We start from the raw sequence: 19,652 nt of genomic DNA, 5'->3' as shown, positions 1-19,652 counted from the left end.
ATCACCGTCGAGCACCGACCAGTCACGCGAAGGAGTCCCTTGATGTCGCGAGCCGTCCGCGGAACCGTGGTCCGGGCCGTCCGCACGGCAGGCGCCGTCGTCACCGCGGCGGTGGCCGCCGCCGCGCTCGTCTCGTGCTCCGACGGCCAGGTCAACGTGAAATCGCTCGCCAGCCCCGGCTGGTCGAGCTTCGGCGGCAATGCCGGCAACACGAACTTCGCCTACCCCGACATCCCGGGCGACCTCGCCCTGAGCTGGACCCGCCCCACCGGCGGGCCGGTCACCAGCCCGCTGACGATCTCCAACCAGTCCAACGTCAGCGTCACCGCGAACACCGCCAACGGCTGCAACTGGATGGTGCTCGACCAGCGCGCCGGCCGGGTGAACTACTGCAAGCGGATGCGCCCGGGCATCGAAGTGCAGTCGCCGCTCATCGACCAGTTCGACCAGACCTACGTCGGCGAGGAGACCACCTTCCTCGCCTGGACCGCCGGCGGCGCCATCCGCTGGCGCATGCCCGTCATCGGCGTCCCGACGTCGGCGAAGTTCGTCGCCCCCTCGGTAGTCCTCGTCGCGACGACGCAGGGACAGATCCTCCTGCTCAACACGCAGGACTCCACCTTCGCCGCCCCCGAGGTGCGCCTGCGCGCCGATGCCAACCCGGACAACGCGATGGACGGATTCGGCGATTGCGTCACCAGCGGGCCGCGCTGCGGCATCCCCGCACCCCCCGCCGTCGACATCAACGCCGAGCGCATCTACCTGAACTTCTGGCCGCAGGGCGCGATCGCCTCTCAGATCCGGGCCCTCGACTACGGCCAGGTCGACGGTAAACGACAGGTCCGCGAGGCCTGGCACGCGAACATCCCCGGCGGCGTCGTCGGCCCCGCCTCGGTGTCCGCCGACGGCAAGACCGTCTACGCGTTCAGCCGCATCGGCCAACTCGTCGCCCTGCACGCCGACACCGGCAAGACCAAGTGGACCTTCGACTACGGCGACCCGGGATTCGCGACGCTGACCGCGACACCCGACGGCCGCATCATCCCCACCGGCCCGTTGGGCGGCCCGCTGCGCATGATCGCCGACCGCGGCGACCGCGCCGAGCAGGTCTGGCGCCGCGACGACCTGAAGACCACCAGCCTGTCGACGCTGACCAACGCGAACACCGCCTGGACCGTCGTGCGCACCGACGACGACGGGTTGGCACTGACCGAGGTCTCCGCCGCCGATGGCAAGACGCTGCGCAGCCTGCCGCTGCCGGACGCCAAGGGGTTCACCACCGGCGTGGCGGTGTCGCCGAAGGGACAGGTCGCGGTGGCGACCAACATCGGCAAGGTGTACTTCTTCGACTCCAAGTCCGAGATCGGCCGCTGACGCCGGTCCGATTCAGGCCGGGCGTCGCCAGCCGGGTTCGCAGAGGAAAGCCACCGCACGGGTTCCAATCCGGGTGACGACCATCGCCAACGGCGTAGATCCCTTGAGCCGCAACCGCTTCCGGAGTTCATCGGGATCGACGTCGACGCCGCGCACCAGGATCTCCAGGCTGCCGCAGTCGCGCGAAGCCAGGGCCTTGCGCAGCATCTTCTCCTTCAACGGCAACTGCTCGAGTACCGCGAAACCGCGCTCCCCCGGCGGTACCGCATCACCGGTCAGGTAGGCGATCTTCGGGTCGAGCTGCCACAGCCCGTGGCGGTGGGCCCAGTGCCGGACCAGTCCGGCGCGCACGATCGCGCCGTCGGGGTCGACGATCCACGTGCCGGCCGGCCCGACGCCGACATCGTCGGACTCGAGGTCGGTGACCTCCTCGACGCGCAGCGCGCCCTCGACGACCCGCAGGACGGTCGCGCGCTGGCGCACCCCGTCGTCGAGCTCGGTCCACAGGCAGGCCTCGCGCACCCCGCCGTCGAGCGAGGTGATCTGGACCTGTCCGTCGAACCCGTATCGCGCCCGCAGCGTCCCGTAGTCGATGCCCGGCGCCGTCTTCACCGCGAGCGGGCGCCCGGCGTAAGTGGTCAGAACGTCGAGCAGCGGCGGTGAGAAGTCATCGGGTCGGAACGAGCGGGTACCGGAGCTGCTGCGGCGCGCCGGATCGGCGATCAGCACGTCGGCAGTCGACGTCGGGGTGAGCGCATCGGCCCGTAGCAGCGTCGCTCCGGTGACATTGTGGGCGGCCATCGCCAGGCGGACCGGATCGAGGTCGGAGCCGATGATCGCGCCGATGCCCCCGTTGTCGGCCAACTCGACCAGCTCCGCGCCGATCGAGCAGGTCACGTCGTGGACCACCGCGCCGCTGAACCGGGCCGCGATCTCGGCGGCCCGTCGGGCGGCGACGACCCCGGCGGTCGCCTGTTGCAGCGCAACGTCGGTGAGCAACCAGTGCTCCGGGTCGCGCAGCCGTCCCACCGCGCGGCGACGACAACGGACAGTCTCCACCAGGGCCGGGGCGCGACTGCCGTAGCGGCTGCGCAGTTCGGCGAGATCGGCGATCAGGGTGCTCGGCGTCAACTCGAGCGCCGCAGCGTTTTCCAACGCCTTGGCCCCGTGTCGCGAACGCAGAAAGGCGACGTCTTCGACGGCGATCACGGGCGTGGGCGGGCGACTGTGCTCAAGCGGCCGGCTTGGTGCCGGTCACCATCACGTTGTAGAAGAACTTCGGCGGCACGACCTTGCGCAGCACCTTCTCGTCGAGCCAGCTCAGGCGCTTCCATCCGCCGAACGCGAACCGCGCCCAGCCCCAGCCGAGCTTCTCCGGCGGCACGGCAGCCTCGAAGGTCCGCACCGGCCAGCCGAGCATCGCCGCGGCGAACTCCTCGGTCGCGGTCTCGACCTTGGCCGCACCCGCCTTGCGGGCGATGCCGGCGAGGTCGTCGGGGTCGAAGGTGTGGATGTCCACCACGGCTTCCAGGGCGGCGGCGCGCGAGGACTCGTCGAGCTCCTCCTGCGGGCGGCGCCAGTCGTTGAGCGGGGCCAGACGCGTCAGGTTGGTCGTCGCGTACCAGGTGGCGCGGGACAGCCAGCGGGCATAGAAGTCGCCGATCGTCGACGGCTCGCCGGCGAACACGAACCGGCCGCCCGGCTTGAGCACGCGCAGCACCTCGCGCAGCGACAGCTCGACGTCGGGGATGTGGTGCAGCACCGCGTGCCCGACGACGAGGTCGAAGGTGTTGTCCTCATAGGGGATCTTCTCCGCGTCGGCGACCCGGCCGTCGACGTCGAGGCCGAGGTTCTCCGCGTTGCGCAGCGCAACCTTCACCATGCCCGGGGACAGGTCGGTGACCGACCCCTTCTTCGCCACGCCCGACTGCATCAGGTTCAACAGGAAGAAGCCGGTGCCGCAGCCCAGTTCCATCGCCCGCTCGTAGGGCAGCTTCGCGTCGGGGACGATCGCGTCGAACCGTCCGCGCGCGTAGTCGATGCAGCGCTCGTCGTAGGAGATCGACCACTTGTCGTCGTAGGTCTCGGCCTCCCAGTCGTGGTAGAGCACCTGGGCGAGCTTGGTGTCCTCCAGGGCGGCCTTGACCTGCTCCTCGGTGGCGTGCGGGTTCGGCGCCGGATCGGTTCCGGGGGTGTTGGTCGTCATGATGTCTCCGTGGAGGGTGGGAACTGTGTTCCGGGTCATCCTACCGGCCGGTAAACTTAGCCTTTCCAGGGCCGTTCTCGACGAAGGAATTCATCCCGATCGTGCGGTCCTCGGTGGCAAAGAGTCCGGCGAAAAGCTGGGCCTCGATCGCCAGGCCGGTGGCCAGGTCGGTTTCCAACCCGCGGTCCACCGCGGCCTTGCCCGCGGCGAGGGCCGCTGACGCGGCGTTCGCGAACTGATCCGCCCATTTGAGCGCGGCGTTGTAGACCTCGTCGGGGGCGACCACCTCATCGACCAAACCGATCGACAGCGCCTCCTCGGCACCGACGAATCGGCCGGTGAAGATCATGTCTTTGGCCTTGGCCGGCCCGACCAGGCGCGCCAGGCGCTGGGTTCCGCCGCCACCGGGGATGACGCCGAGCAGAACCTCGGGCACGCCGAGCTTGGCGTTGTCACCTGCGATCCGGCGATCGGCGCCGAGCACCACTTCCAAGCCACCGCCCAGGGCGTAGCCGGTGATGGCGGCGACGGTGGGCTTCGGAATCGTGGCGATGGCGCCCAATCCGTCCTGCAGGCGTCCGGCGACCTTGCTCATCTCGGCATAGGTCATGTCGTTCATCTCTTTGATGTCGGCACCGGCGGCCAGCACCTTGGGACCGCCGTAGACGACAACCGCCTTGATGTCGTCGCGCGTCGACGCCTCCTCCGCCGCGGCCAGGAGCTCGACCTGGACCTGGCGGTTCAGCGCGTTCATCGGCGGGCGGTTCAGCAGGATCGTGCCGACCCCGGGGTGGTCTTCGGAGGTTTCAAGAGTGACGAACTCAGCCATGCCGTCCACCCTATACGCTGGGCTGCGTGGCTCAGCGCGGCGACCGGGTGCCTCTCGAGGCCGACGGCCGGGTGGTGGAACTGTCCAGTCCCGACCGCGTCTACTTCCCCGAGCGGGGCGAGACCAAACTCGACCTCGCCCGGTACTACCTGTCGGTGGCCGACGGCATCGTCCGGGGGCTGCGCGACCGGCCCACCATGCTGCACCGCTTCCCCAGCGGCGTCGATGGCCCCAAGGTCCATCAGAAGCGCCTGCCGGGCGGCGCCCCCGACTGGGTCGAGACCGTGGAGATCTTCTTCCCCCGCTATGGCCGCACCGCCGACGAGTTGTGCGTGACATCGGTGTCCGACGTGCTGTGGGCCGTGCAGATGTCCACCGTCGAGTTCCACCCGTGGAACTCCCGGCGATTCGACGTGGAGAAGCCCGACGAGTGGCGGATCGACTTGGATCCCATGCCCGACTGCCCGTTTCCGCGCGTGCGCCGGGTGGCGGCCGGGGTGCACGAGGTCCTCGACGAGCTCGGCATCCGCGGCTACCCCAAGACCTCGGGCGGACACGGACTGCACGTCTATGTGCGCATCGAGCCGGAGTGGGGGTTCACCGACGTGCGCCGCGCCGCCCTCGCCTTCGGCCGCGAGGTGGCACGCCGGATGCCCGGCGAGGCGACGACGACGTGGTGGCGCAAGGACCGCGACCCCTCGTCGGTCTTCATCGACTTCAACCAGAACACCCGCGACCACACCATGGCCGCGGCCTACTCGGTGCGGGGCAACCCGCGCGCCACGGTTTCGGCGCCGATCACCTGGGCCGAGATCGACCAGATCGTCCCCGACGATTTCACCATCGCCACGATGCCCGCCCGCTTCGCCGAGATCGGCGACCTGACCGCGACGATCGACGACACCGCACACCGCCTCGACACCTTGCTGCAATGGGCCGACCGCGACGGACTGGACTGACCCCGAAACCCGCTTTGGAGAGGAATCCCATGCCTTCTTTCGACACCCTCATCGACTCGGTCCCGACCGGGCTGTGGATCGACGGGCAATCCCGCCCGGCGGCGTCGGGCCGGGAGTTCGACGTGCTCAACCCGGCAACCGGCGAGGTGCTGGCACAGGTGGCCGACGCGGGTGCGACTGACGCCGACGCCGCCCTGACCAGCGCGGCGGCGGTTGCCGATGAGTGGGCCGCCACCGCGCCGCGCATCCGGGCCGAAATCCTGCGCCGCGCCTTCGAGTTGGTCACCCAACGCAAGGACGACTTCGCGCTGTTGATGACGCTGGAGATGGGCAAGCCGCTGGCCGACAGCCTGGGCGAGGTGGCGTACGGCGCGGAGTTCCTGCGCTGGTTCTCCGAGGAGGCGGTCCGCATCAACGGCCGGGTGACCACCGCCCCGGCGGGCACCGGTGAAATCGTGGTGACCAAGGAACCGGTGGGGATTTGCCTGGCGATCACGCCGTGGAACTTTCCGCTGGCCATGGGGACGCGCAAGATCGGGCCGGCCCTGGCCGCCGGGTGTCCGATGATCGTCAAACCGGCCGAGGACACCCCGCTGACCATGCAATTGTTGGCCGCCGTCTTCGCCGAGGCCGGGCTGCCCGCCGGCGTCTTGTCGGTGCTGCCGACGATGGACGCGGCCGGCACCGTGGCCGCGTTGATGGCCGATCCGCGGCTGCGCAAGATCTCGTTCACCGGATCCACCCGGGTCGGCTCCACCCTGATCGCCCAATCCGCCGACCAGGTGTTGCGCACCTCGATGGAGCTCGGCGGCAACGCCCCGCTGCTGGTCTTCGACGACGCCGATCTCGATGCGGCGGTCGACGGTGCGCTGGCGGCCAAGATGCGCAACGGCGGTGAGGCCTGTACCGCGGCCAACCGCATCCTGGTCCAGCGACCGGTGGCCGACGAGTTCACCGAGCGACTCACCGCGGCGATCGCCGACTACACCGTGGGCCCGGGATGGGAGGACGGCAGCCGACTCGGCCCCATCATCAACGCGCGTCAACGCGATCGGCTCGCAGCCCTCGTCGACGACGCGGTGGCCGGCGGGGCACGGCTGCGCACCGGCGGTGCCGCCGTGGCGGGCCCCGGGTTCTTCTACGCGCCGACGGTGCTCGACGACATCGCCCCCGACAGCACAATCCTGCGCGAGGAGGTCTTCGGCCCGGTGGCCACGGTGGTGGCCTTCGACGACGAGGAGCAGGGCATCGCCCTGGCCAACGCGACCGAGTACGGCCTGGCCGCCTATTTCTATGCCACCCGCCTCGACCGGATCCAGCGCGTCTCGCGCGCCCTTCAGGCCGGCATGGTCGGGGTCAACCGCGGCGTCATCTCGGACCCGGCGGCGCCATTCGGCGGGATCAAACAGTCCGGCCTCGGCTCGGAGGGCGGGTACGAGGGCATCGCGGAATACCTGAACACCAAATACATCGCCCTCCCCCCGACGCCACTGCCGCACTAGTTGTATTGCCCGCCAGGCTGGGTCCGCGGGTGGCGGGCGAGTCGGGGAATGCTGCGAAGCGTTTGGCGTAGCTGGTGCAGGGGGGCGTAGGCCTGCCCCTTCCGCTTGCAGGGTTGCGGTTGATCCGTTCGACCTTCCCGTTGGTCTGGAGTCGGTACGGGCGATGTGCGGGAGTGGTCGTCGACGGCGGGATGCAATACTGCACAATCCAGATTCGGGTGGTCGGCGACTGTGCGGGCCGGCCCGGTTCGCGGTGCGCACCGGAGTTGCGCCCACCCCACCCTGCGCTCACGAGAACGCGATGCCTTATGCGGGCACCCCACCGGCCCGCACGACCGGTCGACCATCCCATCGACCCCCTCGACCCAGTACCGGGCACCCGCCACGGGGCGCTGTCACGGCCAACCGCGGCGCGTGTCCCACCACACCTCTTAACAAAGGACACATACGCGCTATGGACACCCCTGGCGGCGAGGCTGTGTCGCATCATCTCTGCAGGTAAAACCATGAATTAGTGGTTGTCAGACCCCTGATCTAGTGTAAGATATAGATAGAAGGACATCAGCACACATTTGCTACTACGAGTTCGCGCAACACGATGCGAACCCGGGCCTGGGGGTCACATGAACCACGACGAACTCGCCGCATTCGTCACCGACGTGGCCGACGACCTGGCGCCGACGGCGGTGTCCAGTGGTGCGGGTCTGGGGGCGTTGTTGTCGTCGGCGGAAGCGATTGCTGACGACAACGCCGTGCTGGGGGTGATGGTCACCGCGGTACGGATGGGCAATATCGCCTCCTACTTGTTGGCCGCCGCGACAGCTCGCGCCGAGGCCATCGGTATCCCGGTTCGGAATCGGTTGAAGAACGGGCGAGACCTCTTGCGGGAGTTACCGTTGACGCCGGCCACCGTCAACCGGGTGGCTCGGTTGGCCCAGCACTTGGATGATCTGCCGAACCTGGTCCGCGAGGTCCGCGACGGCGACCTCACCGTTGACCATGCCGATGCGGTCATCCGCGGTCTCGACCACATCGCCACCCGCATGGGTGCCGATGGTTTCGACAACGTGCGGGCGAAGACCGCCACCACATTGCTGGCGCACGCCCGCATCGATCAACCCGCCCAAGTGATGGAGAAAGCCCGCGAACTCGGCCACGAGTTGGCGCCCCTGGATCCACCCAGCACACCACCGGCCGACAACCCGTCCTTGAACCAGGCGTCGATCAGCCGCACCGATGAAGGGCGGGTGACCCTCGAAGCGGACCTCGATCAGCTGTCCGGGGAGAAACTCCACACCGCGCTGGATGCCCTGGCGAAGCCCATCCCGGCACCCGACGGTTCCCCGGATCCGCGTCCCCGGTCCCAACGCACCGCTGATGCCCTGGTCGCCATGATCAGCAGCTACCTTGCTTCACGGAACCGTCCGACGGTGGGCGGAATCGTCCCGCACATCACTATGACCGTCCCGCTACCGACACTCCTCGGCAATGAGGGTGGCAGTGTGTCCACGTCGCGGGTCGCACGCCTGGGATTCACCGGCTCGGTATCAGCCGAGACAGCCCGTGAGATCGCCTGCGGCAGTAGCGAAGTCACCGCGTTGATCACCGCGGACTCGGTGCCGTTGGACGCCAAACGCACCCAACGATTCGTCACCGGCACCCTGCGCAAAGCACTCGAGGCCCGCGACGGTGGTTGCCAGTTCCCCGGCTGCGGCAGACCACCGTCGTGGTGTGAAGGTCACCATATTCAGCATTGGGCCGACGGTGGGGAGACGAACCTCAAGAACACCGTCCTGCTGTGCAGCTTGCATCACCACACCTATGTCCACGGCAAAGGCTGGAACATCCAGATCGGGTTCGACGGACACCCCTGGTTCCAGAGTCCCGAAGGAGGTGACTGGATCCGCTGCCATAACCGACGCACCCTCACCCTCGCCAACCACGCCGCGGCTTAAACCCGGCCCGATGAGAGCGGCTCCCCAGGGGCTGCGCACGTACCTTGAGAACTCCATAGCGAAAAACGGCCCCGGTCGGGGCCGGTCCACTACACCGGCAACCATGCCGGGTGCATGAACGGCCCCGACCAACCCCGGCACTAGCCGCTCGCGCCGCGGAAGAACAGCTCGCGCGCCTGGTCGTTCATCGACGCAAAGTATTCGTCGGCATGCGCGAACCGCAGCCCCTCGAAGTCGTCGTTGGGGGTCCCTGGCTCGATCGGCTTGATCTCTCGCTGCGCAGCGAACAACGCCTCCACCGTGTCGTAGGCGGCCAGTTCACGCAGCTGCGTCCACGTGGGCGGCAAGAGGAAGTGCTTGCCGGCCGACCAGTCGACCAGAGCCGCCGACGCCGAATACCACTGCGCCGTCTCCACTTCCGAGGTCTCGGCGTCGGCATCTTGTCCGGCCGGCAGCTCGGCGAGGAAGAACCGGGTGTCGTAGCGACGCTTCTCGATCTTCGGGGTGATCCAGTGCGCCAACGGCCGCAGCAGGTCCGCGCGCAGCGCCAGGTCGTTGTCGCGCAGGAACTGGGCCAGCGACAGCTCCCGGCTCTCCAGCTTGGCGCGCGCCGGCATCAGGCCCGCGACGTCGGGGGCCGCCCCGTCGAGGTGGGTGACCAGCAAGACGCCGCACTCCTCGAAGGTTTCGCGGACCGCCGCGCACACCAGTTCCTGCGCCCCGGTCACCGACGTCGAAAAGCTGTCCGCCCACCACTGCGCATCCGGGCCGACCCAGGCGAGGTCGGCGTCGGCGTCGCGCTCGTCCACGCCGCCGCCGGGGAAGACGGTCATGCCGCCGGCGAAGGCCATCTGCTTGACCCGCCGTTGGAGGAAGACGTCGATACCGTCCGCGCCGTCGCGGACCAAGACCACCGTCGACGCGTCGCGCAACGGTGCGGGGGCTGCGTTCTCAGTCATGAGACCTCACGTTACCGCGCAGGGCCGAGCACCAGGCCGGGGCCGTCCGGGCAGGGGCCGCCTGGACCGGGTTAGTCGCTACCGGACTATTCGGCCCGGCGGTGGCCCCCAGCTCGGCGGGCGCGACGGGCGAAGTAGCGGCCGTCGATCACGTCGAGCGCGATCTGCTGCTGGAAGGCCTCCGTCAGATTGGCGGCGGTCATCACGTCGTCGAGCAGGCCTTGCGCGACTACGCCGCCGTGCGAGAGCAGCATGGCGTGGCTGAACCCGGGCGGGATCTCCTCGGGGTGGTGGGTGATCAGGACCAGCGCCGGGGCGTCCGGGTCGGCGGCCAGGCGGCCGAGCCGGTCGACGAGCTCTTCTCGGCCACCGAGGTCCAATCCAGCTGCGGGCTCGTCGAGCAGCAGCAGTTCCGGATCGGTCATCAGCGCCCGGGCGATCTGGACCCGCTTGCGCTCCCCCTCCGACAGCGTGCCGTAGGTCCGGCGCGCCAGGTGCTCGGCGCCCAGCGACTCCAGGGTGTTCAGCGCCTGGTCGCGGTCCATCGCGCCGTAGTCCTCGCGCCACCGCCCCAGGACCGCGTAGCCGGCGGAGACGACGAGGTCCTCGACGACCTCGTCGGCCGGGATCCGCTCCACCTCGCGCCCACCGGTCATGCCCACCCGTGTGGTGAGTTCGCGCAACTCGACCCGGCCCAACCGCTCGCCCAACACGAAAGCCACCCCGGCGCTCGGATGCACGCGGGCCGCCGCCATCGACAGCAGCGAGGTCTTGCCCGCGCCATTCGGACCGAGGATCACCCAGCGCTCATCGAGCTCGACCTGCCAATCGACGGGACCGACCAACGTGTTCCCGTCGCGCACCAGCGATACGCCGCGGAAGTCGATGAGGAGATCGGGATCGGTGGTTTCGAGGGTCACGCCACCATCGTGCCGGATGATCGCCGCCGGGAATACCCGGGCTCGCCGTAACGCTGGAACATCTATGCCCTCAGACCGCTCCGTATCCGCGATCGGCGTCCCACTGTCCGTGCTCGACCTGGCCCAAGTCGGCCCCGGCGAGTCCGTGGCCGAGAGTCTCGCGCATTCGACGCGCCTCGCGCAGTTCGCCGATACCACCGGCTACCGGCGCATCTGGTACGCCGAGCACCACAACATGTCGGCCATCGCCTCGGCCGCGCCGGCCGTTCTGATCGCGCACATGGCCGCCCACACCTCCCGCATCCGACTCGGGGCGGGTGGGGTGATGCTGCCCAACCATTCACCGCTGACGATCGCCGAGCAATACGGCACGCTCGCCGAACTGCACCCCGGCCGGATCGACCTCGGCCTCGGGCGCGCACCGGGCGGCGACCAGGCCACCTTCGCCGCCCTGCGCCGCACCCATCAGGCGGCCGAGCAGTTCCCGCGCGACGTGGTGGAACTGCAGGGCTACCTGCGCGACGAATCACGCGTCGCCGGGGTACGGGCCACCCCCGGGGCCGGCACCAACGTCGACCTCTACATCTTGGGTTCGTCGCTTTTCGGCGCGCAGCTCGCCGCCGCCCTGGGCCTCCCCTACGCCTTCGCCTCACACTTCGCGCCGCAGGCGCTGACCGAGGCGGTTGCGCTCTACCGCAAGGAGTTCCGGCCCGCGCCCCTGCCGGACGGCGGCGAGACCGAGCCGTATGTCATCGCCGGGGTGAGCGTCATCGCCGTCGACGACGCGGAGTTCGCCGCCGAGCAACTGCACGTCGCCCAGCGCCAGCGCATCAAGCACCTCCTGGCCCACCACCGCCCCCTCAGCGACGACGAGGCCGACCTCCTCGTCGACTCGCCGGTCGGACACCAGGTCGCCGCGATGCTGAGCCGGGCCGTCGTGGGGACCCCCGACGAGGCGGTGGCCGGGCTGCGCGAGTTCGCCGCCGACGCCGACGCCGACGAACTGATCGTCGCGTCGCTGGCCCCCGACCGCCGCGCCTGGTTCGACACGCTGGCCAATCTGGCCCCACCGGCCTGACACCGCGCGTCGACCCAACCTCTCCCGACGGTGTACGGGCGATTCCGATCCCGTCACGACGCCTTACCTCAGCGTGTTACGAAAGTTACTGTTGTGACATGCCGATCAGCCGTCGCCAGTTCTTCTCTGCGGCCGCGGTCGCCGGGCTCGCCGGTGCCACCGCCACCCTGCACCCCGGGGACGCCGTCGCCGACGTGGCCCTGCCGCCGTCGCTGCCCGCAGCCACCAACCTTGGGACGCTGCTGGACTATTCGGCCCGTGTCCCCTCGCCGCTGGCCATCCGCGCCGCCGGACATGCCGGGGTCATCCGCTACGTCTCCGACCGCCGCCCAGGGGCGGAGAACATGCTCGCCAAGCCGCTGACCATCCCCGAATCGCTGGCCATGCGCGCCTTCGGGCTGACCGTGGTGTCGAACTACCAGTTCGGCAAGGGCAAGACCGCCGACTGGCTCGGCGGCTACGACGGCGGGGTCAAGCACGCCCGCCGTGCCGTCGAGCTGCACACGCTGGCCGGCGGCCCGGGCGACGCACCGATCTACGCCTCCATCGACGACAACCCGTCGCGTGCCCAGTTCACCTCGAGGATCGTCCCCTACCTGAAGGGATGGCACTCGATCATCGGCCTGCGCCGCACCGGGATCTACGCCAACGCCCCCACCATCGGTTGGGCCATCGACGCCGGACTCGCGACCTGGTTCTGGCAGCACGACTGGGGCACCAAGCGCGGCTATCTGCACCCTGCGGCGCATCTGCACCAGATTCCCGGCCAACGACGGGTGGGCGGCGTCGAGGTCGACGTCAACACCATCCTCAAACCGAACTACGGCCAATGGGCCGGATCGGGCTCGTCATGACGGACGGGGTCAACCGGCGCGACTTCCTCTCCGCCGCCGCCGGTCTGGGCGCGGCCTGCCTCCTCGGCGCCGGGGTCGCCCATGCCGACTCCTCGTCGGGATCGAGCGGCTTCGGCTCGTCGAGCGGCTCCGCCGATTTCGGCTCGCTGTGCGACTACTCCGCCGCGGTCCCCCCGGCTCAGGCGATCCGCGCGGCGGGCTACCTGGGTGCCATCCGCTATGTGTCCGGGCGGCTGCCGGTGGACCGGTGGATGAAGGCCAAACCCATCACCGCCACCGAGGCGCGGGCACTGCGCCGGGCCGGCCTGACGATCGTCTCCTGCTACCAGTACGCGAAGAACGACTGGCTCGGCGGCTACCGGGCCGGCGTGCACCACGCACGCCTCGGCGCGGCCAAGCACCGCGCGGCCGGCGGTCCCGCCCACGCGCCGATCTACGCCTCGATCGACGCCAACCCCTCGCTCGAGCAGTTCATCACCAAGATCGGGCCCTACCTGCGCGGATGGCAGTCCGTCATCGGACCGGCGCGCACCGGCGTCTACGGCAACGCTTCGACAATCACCTGGGCGGCCGCCGGCGGGTTCGCCGCCTGGTACTGGCAACACGACTGGGGCACCCCCAAGGGTTTGGTGCACCCCCTTGCCCATTTGCACCAGTTGCCCGGGGAGAAGCGGGTCGCCGGGATCGGCGTGGACCGCAACATCATCTGCCAACCGAACTACGGGCGCTGGTAGCCCTCGCGCGTCGCGACGACGGTCATCGACCCGGGTGCGATCTCGGTGAAACCGGCGTCGCGCACGGCGACGGCACCGCTCTGCCGCTCCTGCGCGACCAACTCCTGCCACCGGTGCACCGACGGCTCACACACCGCCAACGGACAACCCCGCTGAAACCATGCCTGCGTCTCACCGACGTCGAGCAACGCCACCCCGAGCATCGCCGCGTGCCCCACCTGCGCCGCGGTCTTGCCGACGGTCATGTCCAGCGTCGGGTTCACCCACAGCGTCAGCCCCGTATCCGCATCGTCATCCGGCTCAGCGGGTAGCCCGCCCTCGACGTCGGTGCCCTCGATCTGCAGCTTGCGGACCCGGGGGTCCACCTCCCCGACCATCGTGGGGACGAAGGCCCGCGCGGCCTGCCCGTCCGACTCGGCGGTGACCCCCCACACCTGTTGGGCGCCAACCCATTGGGCGCCGCGCGCCCGTCGGGCGATTTTGCGGATCCGCGCGTCGCACCACGCATCCATCGCCTCGGCCCAGGGACCGCCGGGCGCCGATCGCTCGTCGAGGCACAGCAGCACCACCGAACGGGCCGCTGCAACGAGAAGTGCGGCCCGCTCCGGCGGGGCGGTCTTCTCCACCCGCAACGCCATCTGCATGGCCCACACACGGGCCGGATCCGGCGGATCGTCACGGTGGGGCGCGTCGAGGTCGTCGACGAGCCGGGCGTGGTTCGCCGCGAGGAACATGCCTAGTCGAGGGGGACGCGCCGCAGCGTGCCGTCGACCGCGTCGGCGGCCTCGATCTCGTCGCGGGTCACCCCGAGGATGAACAGCACGGCGTCGAGGAACGGATGGCTCAACGCGGTGTCGGCGACCTCGCGCAGGGCCGGTTTGGCGTTGAAGGCGATTCCCAAGCCCGCCGCGCCCAGCATGTCGATGTCGTTGGCCCCGTCGCCCACGGCCACCGTCTGCTCCATCGGGACGCCGGCCTCGGCGGCGAACGCGCGCAACGCACGCGCCTTGCCGGGCCGGTCCACGACCTCCCCGATGACGCGACCGGTGAGCTTGCCGTCGACGATCTCCAGGGTGTTGGCCCGCACGAAATCCAGGCTCAGATCATGGGCCAGCGAATCGATGACCTGGCGGAAGCCGCCGGACACGACACCGCAGTGGTAGCCGAGGCGGCGCAGGGTCCGGATCGTGGTGCGGGCACCGGGGGTGAGTTCGAGCGCGTCGGCGACCTCGTCGATCACACCGGCGTCGAGCCCGGCCAACGCCTCGACCCGGCGGTGCAGCGATTCCTCGAAGTCGATCTCGCCGCGCATCGCCGACTCGGTGACGGCCGCGACCTCGGCCTCGCGACCCGCCTTGGCGGCCAGCATCTCGATGACCTCGCCCTGGATGAGCGTGGAGTCGACGTCGAACACGATGAGCCGCTTGGCGCGGCGCGCCAGTCCGGCCCGCTCCACCGCTACGTCGATCTCGTGCTCGCCGGCCACCCCGGCCAGCGCCTCGCGCAACGCCGAGTCGGCGAACGGGGTGTCGCTCGGCGCGCTGACCATGAGTTCCAGGCCGGTGACCGGATAGTCGGCGACGCCGCGGATCGAATCGATGTTGGCGCCCTGGTCGGCGAGTGCCGCGGCCAACGACTCGAAGGCGCGCGCGGTCACGGGACTGCCGAGGACGACGACGGCGTGCGTCGACGGCGGCTCGGCGATGGCGTTGTCACCGGCTTCGACGTGCACGGCGAAGCCAGCGGCAATCAGCCCGACGGCGGCCAACGCCTCGTCGACGCGGTCGGTGAGTTCTTCGACGTCGTCGACTGCCGCCACCAGGACGCCCAGGGTCAACCGTCCCCGGATGACGACCTGCTCGACGTCGAGAAGCTCAACCCCCGCCCGAGCCAGCACCCCCATCAGCACCGACGTGACGCCGGGCCGGTCGGGACCGCTGACCGTGATGAGTACGGAGGGCGTACCCGGCCGCGTCACCCGTCAGTGACGGCCGGACCCGGCGTGGGCCTCGACTCGCATGCGTTCGATCATGTGCGGGTAGTGCAGCTCGAACGCCGGGCGCTCCGACCGGATGCGGGGCAACTCGGTGAAGTTGTGGCGCGGCGGCGGGCACGAGGTGGCCCACTCCAGCGAGTTGCCGAAGCCCCACGGATCGTCCACGGTCACGACCTCGCCGTAGCGGTAGCTGCGGAAGACGTTCCACAGGAACGGCAGCGTCGACAGGCCCAAGACGAGGGCACCGGCGGTCGAGACCATGTTCAACGTCGTGAAGCCGTCCGACGGGAGGTAGTCGGCGTAGCGGCGCGGCATACCCTGGTTGCCCAGCCAGTGCTGGACCAGGAAGGTCAGGTGGAAGCCGATGAACGTGAGCCAGAAGTGGAGCTTGCCCAGCCCCTCGTCGAGCATCCGCCCGGTCATCTTCGGGAACCAGAAGTAGATGCCCGAATAGGTGGCGAACACGATCGTGCCGAACAGCACGTAGTGGAAGTGCGCCACGACGAAGTAGGTGTCGGAGACGTGGAAGTCGATGGGCGGGCTGGCCAGCAGCACGCCGGTGAGACCACCGAACAAGAAGGTGACGATGAAGCCGATGGCGAACAGCATCGGTGTCTCGAACGTCATCTTCCCCTTCCACATGGTTCCGATCCAGTTGAAGAACTTCAACCCGGTCGGGACCGCGATGAGGAAGGTCATGAAGGAGAAGAACGGCAGCAGCACCGCGCCGGTGACGAACATGTGGTGCGCCCAGACGGCCACCGACAGTGCGGCGATCGACAGGGTCGCGTACACCAGGCCGGTGTAGCCGAAGATCGGCTTGCGGGCGAACACCGGGAACACCTCGGAGACGATGCCGAAGAACGGTAGGGCGATGACGTACACCTCGGGATGGCCGAAGAACCAGAAGAGGTGTTGCCACAGGATCACGCCGCCGTTGGCGGGGTCGAAGAGGTGGGCACCGAAGGCGCGGTCGACCTCGACGCCGAGGAGGGCGGCGGTCAGCAGCGGGAAGATGAGCAGGATCAGGATGCTGGTCACCGTGATGTTCCAGGTGAAGATCGGCATCCGGAACATCGTCATGCCGGGCGCGCGCAGACACACCACGGTGGTGACCATGTTGACCGCACCGAGGATGGTGCCCAGACCGCTGACGCCCAGACCCATGATCCACAGGTCGGCGCCGACGCCCGGCGCGTGGATGTCGTTGGTCAGCGGCACGTAGGCGGTCCAGCCGAAGTCGGCGGCACCGCCCGGGGTCAAGAAGCCCGACAGTGCGACCGTCGACCCCAGGACGAACAGCCAGAAGCCGAAGGCGTTCAACCGCGGGAAGGCCACGTCGGGGGCGCCGATCTGCAGCGGCAGCACGAAGTTGGCGAAGCCGATGACGATCGGGGTCGCATACATCAGCAGCATGACGGTGCCGTGCATGGTGAACAGCTGGTTGAACTGCTCGTTGGAGAGGAACTGCAGACCCGGGTGGGTCAACTCGCCACGCATCAGCAGGGCCATCAGGCCGCCGATGAGGAAGAAGACGAAGCAGGCGACGATGTACATCATGCCGATCAGCTTGTGATCGGTCGTCGTCAGCAACTTGAGCAAGAACGAGCCCTTGGGCTGGTACCGCTCGGGGTACGGGCGCACTGGTGCCACTTGCGTGGTGGGCTGGTCAACCGCGGTCACAGTTCCTCCTACAGGCGGGCATTCGGACCAATCCTAACGCCTATCCCACCCCGAGAGGACCCGGGTCCTACGAAGTGTCGTAATTGACCGGGTAGAGCGACGTCGGGGCGGGTAGAAGGTCCCTCGGTGTTAGCGTTTGGGGGTGCATCGAATCGTTCGCCACACCGGCGCGGCCCTGCTGGCCGCGGTGACGGGGATGGCAGTCCTGTCCGCCTGCGGAAGCGACGACGGCGTGCTCCGCGATCCGCAGGGAAACCCCATCTCCACCTCGACGACCCGCATCGCCGAGGTCAACCTGGTCAATCCCGACCGCGACTATGCCAAGACCTGTGCGGCACCCACCGCCGCCGACACCCGCCGCGTGGACGCGCGGCGCATCGTGGTCACCGATCCGGGACTGCTCGACGCGGTGTGCGCCCTCGGCCTGGGCCCCAAGATCGTCGCGGTCACCGCGGCCCCCGGCGCGGTTCCCGCCTATCTGGGCCCGCAACTGGCCCAGGTTCCCGCCGTCGGCGCCGCCCCGGCTGCCGACGCCGTGGCCAAAGCCGACGCCGACCTCGTGTTGACCACCCCGTCGACCTCGCGCTCGGCCGCCGCCTTCGGCGGTGTCCGCTCGGCGACGATCGAACCCGGCGGATGGGAAGACGTCTTCCGGGCCGTCGCCGCCGCGCTCGGCCGGCCGATGACCGCCGACCGGCTGTTGACGCAGTTCCGCACGGACGCGCAGGCGCTCGGCAAGCGGATGGACGCGGCCCACTCGCAGGTGTCGCTGGTGCGGTTCGGCCCGGGTTCGGAGACCATCGCCGGCACCGAGAGCTTCGCCGGGCAGATCCTCGGGATCGTCGGGGTGCAGCGGCCGGAACGCCAGCGCTCCGCCGGGCCCACCCCGATCACCGACGAGAACTTCACCGCGGCCGACGGCGACCTCATCTACGTCAGTTTCGAACCCGACGGGCTCGAGCACGGCAAGTCGGTGCTGCTCAGCGACCGGTGGCTCGACATGGGCGCCCCGACGTGGAAGCGCGTCCTCGGAGTCGACGACGCGGTCTGGTACCGGACGTCGGGCCTGGCCGCGGCCCGGCTGGTGCTGGCCGACCTGAAGAAATCCCTCGACGGCAACTCCTCGCAGTACTAGCCCGCCACTGGTCCGCCGATGTCGTGGCGGTGGTGCACGACGTCATGCAGCAGGTACCGCAGCAGATACTCGGCGGTGAACTCCCGGCCGTCGCGTGATCCGGTGCGCGACCAGCCGTCGTCGTCGATCCCGTCGACGATCCGCGCGACCCGCTCACCGTCCGCGGCGACCTCTTCGGCCACGATCGCGGGGTCCTGCTCGTTGTAGCGCGCCGCGATCGCCGCCGCTTCCTGGTCCCACCCGGCGAATTCCGGGTCCGGCGCGGTCAGGATCGCCGCGACCCGATCGGTGAACAACCGCAGGACGTCGCGCACGTGCGCGCCGTACTCCAACGGCGACCACACCTGCGCCGATGGCCGGGTGCGCAACTCGTCGGCCGGCCGGCCGCGCAGGACCCGGGCCCAATCCGATGCCGCGTCGAGCAGGGTGGGTGCGATCTGGGCGCGGTCCACCGCCGATGCGTCGAATCCGCATTCGTCGCACCGGCGTTCGGCGAACACGCTCCAGTCTTTGGTGTCTGTGGCCACTCGACCACCCTAACCAGCGGTGCGCTCGCGGCGGGACGGCGTCGGACCGCGCGGGTACGCTCGCGCCGTGGACGAGACCCAGCTGCACGACCTGGTTGAGCGTGCGATTCGCGCCGGTGCGACGCCGGGCCGACCGGCCTCCCCCGCGGCGATCGACGACGCACAGGACCGGCTCGGGGTGCGCTTCGACGACGCCTACCGCTCCTTCCTCCTGCGGTGCAACGGACTCGAACGCCTCGGGGAGGCGGACCTGTATCCGGTCGACGAACTCGGGGTGTCGGCCCGCTGGCTCGACTGGGATCGGTTCTTGCGCCTCGAATACTTCTCCGATCTGCCGGGCGCCTTCGAGATGCGCGGTGACGAACAAGTACCACCGGTGTTTCACCCGGCACCGCCGGGACAGCGGCACGTGCTGATCGGCCACGTGAACGGCAGTCTCTGCGCCAGCCTCGTCGCCAACTTCGCCGTCGCCGCGGGCCCGGCGGTGACCGGCGAGATCGCCCAGTGCCGGTACGAACCGTGGCTCCTCGGCCCCTTCGACAATGCGTTGCCCACACTCGTCGACGATGCGCAGCGGTGGATCTCCGACGGGATCGGCCATCCCTACTCGGAGGCGTGGGATCAGCTCGGCTCGGTGGACGCCGCCTTGGCGTCGGGAACCCTCGCCACCATCCGCCACTGCGTCTCCGCCCGGTGGCGCGCCGAGATCGACGCGGTGGCGCCCGACGAGGCGCTGGCGGAGCTGCGCGCCCGGCTCTGGGGGTCCGACACCCGACCGACCACTTTCACCGTCGACTTTCCGGCCTGGGAGAACGGGGTCTTCCAGGTTCTCGTCGGCGATGCCGACGACGGGTTGGCCACGGTCCGGCCACCGGTGGTCCTCGAGGACCACGTGTGGCGGCTCGACGGGTGGCCGGCGCCGGGGGCGAACCGCTGAGCAC

18 protein-coding genes are annotated in these 19,652 nt (G+C 69.5%); 9 read left to right on the top strand and 9 right to left on the bottom strand.

Annotated elements, in window-relative coordinates; all coding sequences use genetic code 11:
- Positions 1 to 42: 42 nt before the first annotated feature.
- Complete coding sequence (locus nbrcactino_RS11955) at positions 43 to 1,374, top strand: outer membrane protein assembly factor BamB family protein (RefSeq protein WP_161927787.1); 1,332 nt, start codon at positions 43 to 45, stop codon at positions 1,372 to 1,374.
- 12 nt (positions 1,375 to 1,386) lie between these two features.
- On the opposite strand, the gene nbrcactino_RS11950 is transcribed toward nbrcactino_RS11955, so the two are convergent.
- Genes nbrcactino_RS11950 through nbrcactino_RS11940 form a run of 3 tightly spaced genes read right to left on the bottom strand, consistent with a single transcriptional unit; the run spans position 1,387 to position 4,409 of the window.
- Positions 1,387 to 2,583, bottom strand: a complete 1,197-nt coding sequence (locus tag nbrcactino_RS11950) for a THUMP-like domain-containing protein (protein ID WP_161927786.1) — start codon at positions 2,581 to 2,583, stop codon at positions 1,387 to 1,389.
- A gap of 22 nt (positions 2,584 to 2,605) precedes the next feature.
- Positions 2,606 to 3,580 carry a methyltransferase domain-containing protein gene (locus nbrcactino_RS11945; RefSeq protein ID WP_161927785.1) on the bottom strand — a complete coding sequence of 325 codons (975 nt, stop codon included), beginning with the start codon at positions 3,578 to 3,580 and terminating at the stop codon, positions 2,606 to 2,608.
- A gap of 40 nt (positions 3,581 to 3,620) precedes the next feature.
- Positions 3,621 to 4,409: an enoyl-CoA hydratase/isomerase family protein gene (locus nbrcactino_RS11940; RefSeq protein ID WP_161927784.1), complete on the bottom strand. Its 789-nt coding sequence runs from the start codon at positions 4,407 to 4,409 to the stop codon at positions 3,621 to 3,623.
- A 26-nt stretch (positions 4,410 to 4,435) separates the two neighbouring features.
- On the opposite strand from nbrcactino_RS11940, the gene ligD reads away from it, so the two are divergent.
- The 3 genes from ligD to nbrcactino_RS11925 all read left to right on the top strand — a co-directional run bounded on the left by ligD (position 4,436) and on the right by nbrcactino_RS11925 (position 8,825).
- The gene (gene ligD, locus nbrcactino_RS11935) at positions 4,436 to 5,368 is read left to right on the top strand and encodes a non-homologous end-joining DNA ligase (RefSeq protein ID WP_161927783.1); all 933 of its coding nucleotides are present in this window, start codon (positions 4,436 to 4,438) and stop codon (positions 5,366 to 5,368) included.
- A 29-nt stretch (positions 5,369 to 5,397) separates the two neighbouring features.
- A complete protein-coding gene (locus tag nbrcactino_RS11930; protein ID WP_161927782.1) occupies positions 5,398 to 6,870 on the top strand; it encodes an NAD-dependent succinate-semialdehyde dehydrogenase in 1,473 nt (490 codons plus the stop codon).
- Positions 6,871 to 7,493: 623 nt separating this feature from the next.
- The gene (locus tag nbrcactino_RS11925) at positions 7,494 to 8,825 is read left to right on the top strand and encodes an HNH endonuclease signature motif containing protein (protein WP_161927781.1); all 1,332 of its coding nucleotides are present in this window, start codon (positions 7,494 to 7,496) and stop codon (positions 8,823 to 8,825) included.
- Positions 8,826 to 8,965: 140 nt separating this feature from the next.
- Here the strand turns inward: nbrcactino_RS11925 and nbrcactino_RS11920 are convergent, their stop codons facing one another.
- Together nbrcactino_RS11920 and nbrcactino_RS11915 are read right to left on the bottom strand one after the other, a co-directional pair.
- The gene (locus nbrcactino_RS11920; protein ID WP_161927780.1) at positions 8,966 to 9,784 is read right to left on the bottom strand and encodes an NUDIX hydrolase; all 819 of its coding nucleotides are present in this window, start codon (positions 9,782 to 9,784) and stop codon (positions 8,966 to 8,968) included.
- An 86-nt stretch (positions 9,785 to 9,870) separates the two neighbouring features.
- A complete protein-coding gene (locus tag nbrcactino_RS11915) occupies positions 9,871 to 10,704 on the bottom strand; it encodes an ABC transporter ATP-binding protein (protein WP_161927779.1) in 834 nt (277 codons plus the stop codon).
- A 64-nt stretch (positions 10,705 to 10,768) separates the two neighbouring features.
- Between nbrcactino_RS11915 and nbrcactino_RS11910 the strand changes: the two genes are divergently transcribed.
- From nbrcactino_RS11910 to nbrcactino_RS11900, 3 genes are all read left to right on the top strand, one after another.
- Positions 10,769 to 11,782, top strand: coding sequence for an LLM class flavin-dependent oxidoreductase (locus nbrcactino_RS11910; RefSeq protein ID WP_161927778.1), 1,014 nt, complete (start codon positions 10,769 to 10,771; stop codon positions 11,780 to 11,782).
- A 98-nt stretch (positions 11,783 to 11,880) separates the two neighbouring features.
- Entirely contained in the window at positions 11,881 to 12,636 is a 756-nt protein-coding gene (locus nbrcactino_RS11905; RefSeq protein ID WP_161927777.1) for a DUF1906 domain-containing protein, read from the top strand.
- Complete coding sequence (locus tag nbrcactino_RS11900) at positions 12,633 to 13,370, top strand: DUF1906 domain-containing protein (RefSeq protein WP_161927776.1); 738 nt, start codon at positions 12,633 to 12,635, stop codon at positions 13,368 to 13,370. Before nbrcactino_RS11905 ends, nbrcactino_RS11900 begins: the two co-directional genes overlap by 4 nt.
- Here the strand turns inward: nbrcactino_RS11900 and nbrcactino_RS11895 are convergent.
- Genes nbrcactino_RS11895 through ctaD form a run of 3 tightly spaced genes read right to left on the bottom strand, consistent with a single transcriptional unit; the run spans position 13,355 to position 17,049 of the window.
- The gene (locus nbrcactino_RS11895) at positions 13,355 to 14,104 is read right to left on the bottom strand and encodes a peptidyl-tRNA hydrolase (RefSeq protein WP_161927775.1); all 750 of its coding nucleotides are present in this window, start codon (positions 14,102 to 14,104) and stop codon (positions 13,355 to 13,357) included. The genes nbrcactino_RS11900 and nbrcactino_RS11895 overlap by 16 nt on opposite strands.
- 2 nt (positions 14,105 to 14,106) lie before the next feature.
- Positions 14,107 to 15,348, bottom strand: a complete 1,242-nt coding sequence (gene serB / locus nbrcactino_RS11890) for a phosphoserine phosphatase SerB (RefSeq protein WP_161927774.1) — start codon at positions 15,346 to 15,348, stop codon at positions 14,107 to 14,109.
- Between the two features lie 3 nt (positions 15,349 to 15,351).
- Positions 15,352 to 17,049: an aa3-type cytochrome oxidase subunit I gene (ctaD, locus tag nbrcactino_RS11885; protein ID WP_161927773.1), complete on the bottom strand. Its 1,698-nt coding sequence runs from the start codon at positions 17,047 to 17,049 to the stop codon at positions 15,352 to 15,354.
- A 196-nt stretch (positions 17,050 to 17,245) separates the two neighbouring features.
- Between ctaD and nbrcactino_RS11880 the strand changes: the two genes are divergently transcribed.
- The gene (locus nbrcactino_RS11880) at positions 17,246 to 18,184 is read left to right on the top strand and encodes an ABC transporter substrate-binding protein (protein WP_161928018.1); all 939 of its coding nucleotides are present in this window, start codon (positions 17,246 to 17,248) and stop codon (positions 18,182 to 18,184) included.
- Here nbrcactino_RS11880 and nbrcactino_RS11875 read toward each other — a convergent pair.
- Positions 18,181 to 18,711 carry a DinB family protein gene (locus tag nbrcactino_RS11875; RefSeq protein WP_161927772.1) on the bottom strand — a complete coding sequence of 177 codons (531 nt, stop codon included), beginning with the start codon at positions 18,709 to 18,711 and terminating at the stop codon, positions 18,181 to 18,183. The genes nbrcactino_RS11880 and nbrcactino_RS11875 overlap by 4 nt on opposite strands.
- Positions 18,712 to 18,778: 67 nt before the next feature.
- Between nbrcactino_RS11875 and nbrcactino_RS11870 the strand changes: the two genes are divergently transcribed.
- On the top strand, positions 18,779 to 19,648 hold the full coding sequence (locus nbrcactino_RS11870; protein WP_161927771.1) for an SMI1/KNR4 family protein: 870 nt from the start codon (positions 18,779 to 18,781) through the stop codon (positions 19,646 to 19,648).
- Positions 19,649 to 19,652 lie beyond the last annotated feature (4 nt).

Origin of the sequence: Gordonia crocea, assembly GCF_009932435.1 — a bacterium.
GTDB classification, from domain to species: Bacteria; Actinomycetota; Actinomycetes; order Mycobacteriales; family Mycobacteriaceae; genus Gordonia; species Gordonia crocea.
The sequence above is the reverse complement of the archived record's forward strand: the minus strand, read 5'-3'. Positions and strand labels throughout refer to the sequence as shown.

Excerpts from the sequence above, each read along its gene's own strand:
- nbrcactino_RS11955 (WP_161927787.1), top strand. The coding sequence starts at position 43 with ATGTCGCGAGCCGTCCGCGGAACCGTGGTCCGGGCCGTCCGCACGGCA.
- nbrcactino_RS11945 (WP_161927785.1), bottom strand. The coding sequence starts at position 3,580 with ATGACGACCAACACCCCCGGAACCGATCCGGCGCCGAACCCGCACGCC.
- nbrcactino_RS11940 (WP_161927784.1), bottom strand. The coding sequence starts at position 4,409 with ATGGCTGAGTTCGTCACTCTTGAAACCTCCGAAGACCACCCCGGGGTC.
- nbrcactino_RS11930 (WP_161927782.1), top strand. The coding sequence starts at position 5,398 with ATGCCTTCTTTCGACACCCTCATCGACTCGGTCCCGACCGGGCTGTGG.
- nbrcactino_RS11925 (WP_161927781.1), top strand. The coding sequence starts at position 7,494 with ATGAACCACGACGAACTCGCCGCATTCGTCACCGACGTGGCCGACGAC.
- nbrcactino_RS11920 (WP_161927780.1), bottom strand. The coding sequence starts at position 9,784 with ATGACTGAGAACGCAGCCCCCGCACCGTTGCGCGACGCGTCGACGGTG.
- nbrcactino_RS11910 (WP_161927778.1), top strand. The coding sequence starts at position 10,769 with ATGCCCTCAGACCGCTCCGTATCCGCGATCGGCGTCCCACTGTCCGTG.
- nbrcactino_RS11905 (WP_161927777.1), top strand. The coding sequence starts at position 11,881 with ATGCCGATCAGCCGTCGCCAGTTCTTCTCTGCGGCCGCGGTCGCCGGG.
- nbrcactino_RS11900 (WP_161927776.1), top strand. The coding sequence starts at position 12,633 with ATGACGGACGGGGTCAACCGGCGCGACTTCCTCTCCGCCGCCGCCGGT.
- nbrcactino_RS11895 (WP_161927775.1), bottom strand. The coding sequence starts at position 14,104 with ATGTTCCTCGCGGCGAACCACGCCCGGCTCGTCGACGACCTCGACGCG.
- nbrcactino_RS11880 (WP_161928018.1), top strand. The coding sequence starts at position 17,246 with ATGGCAGTCCTGTCCGCCTGCGGAAGCGACGACGGCGTGCTCCGCGAT.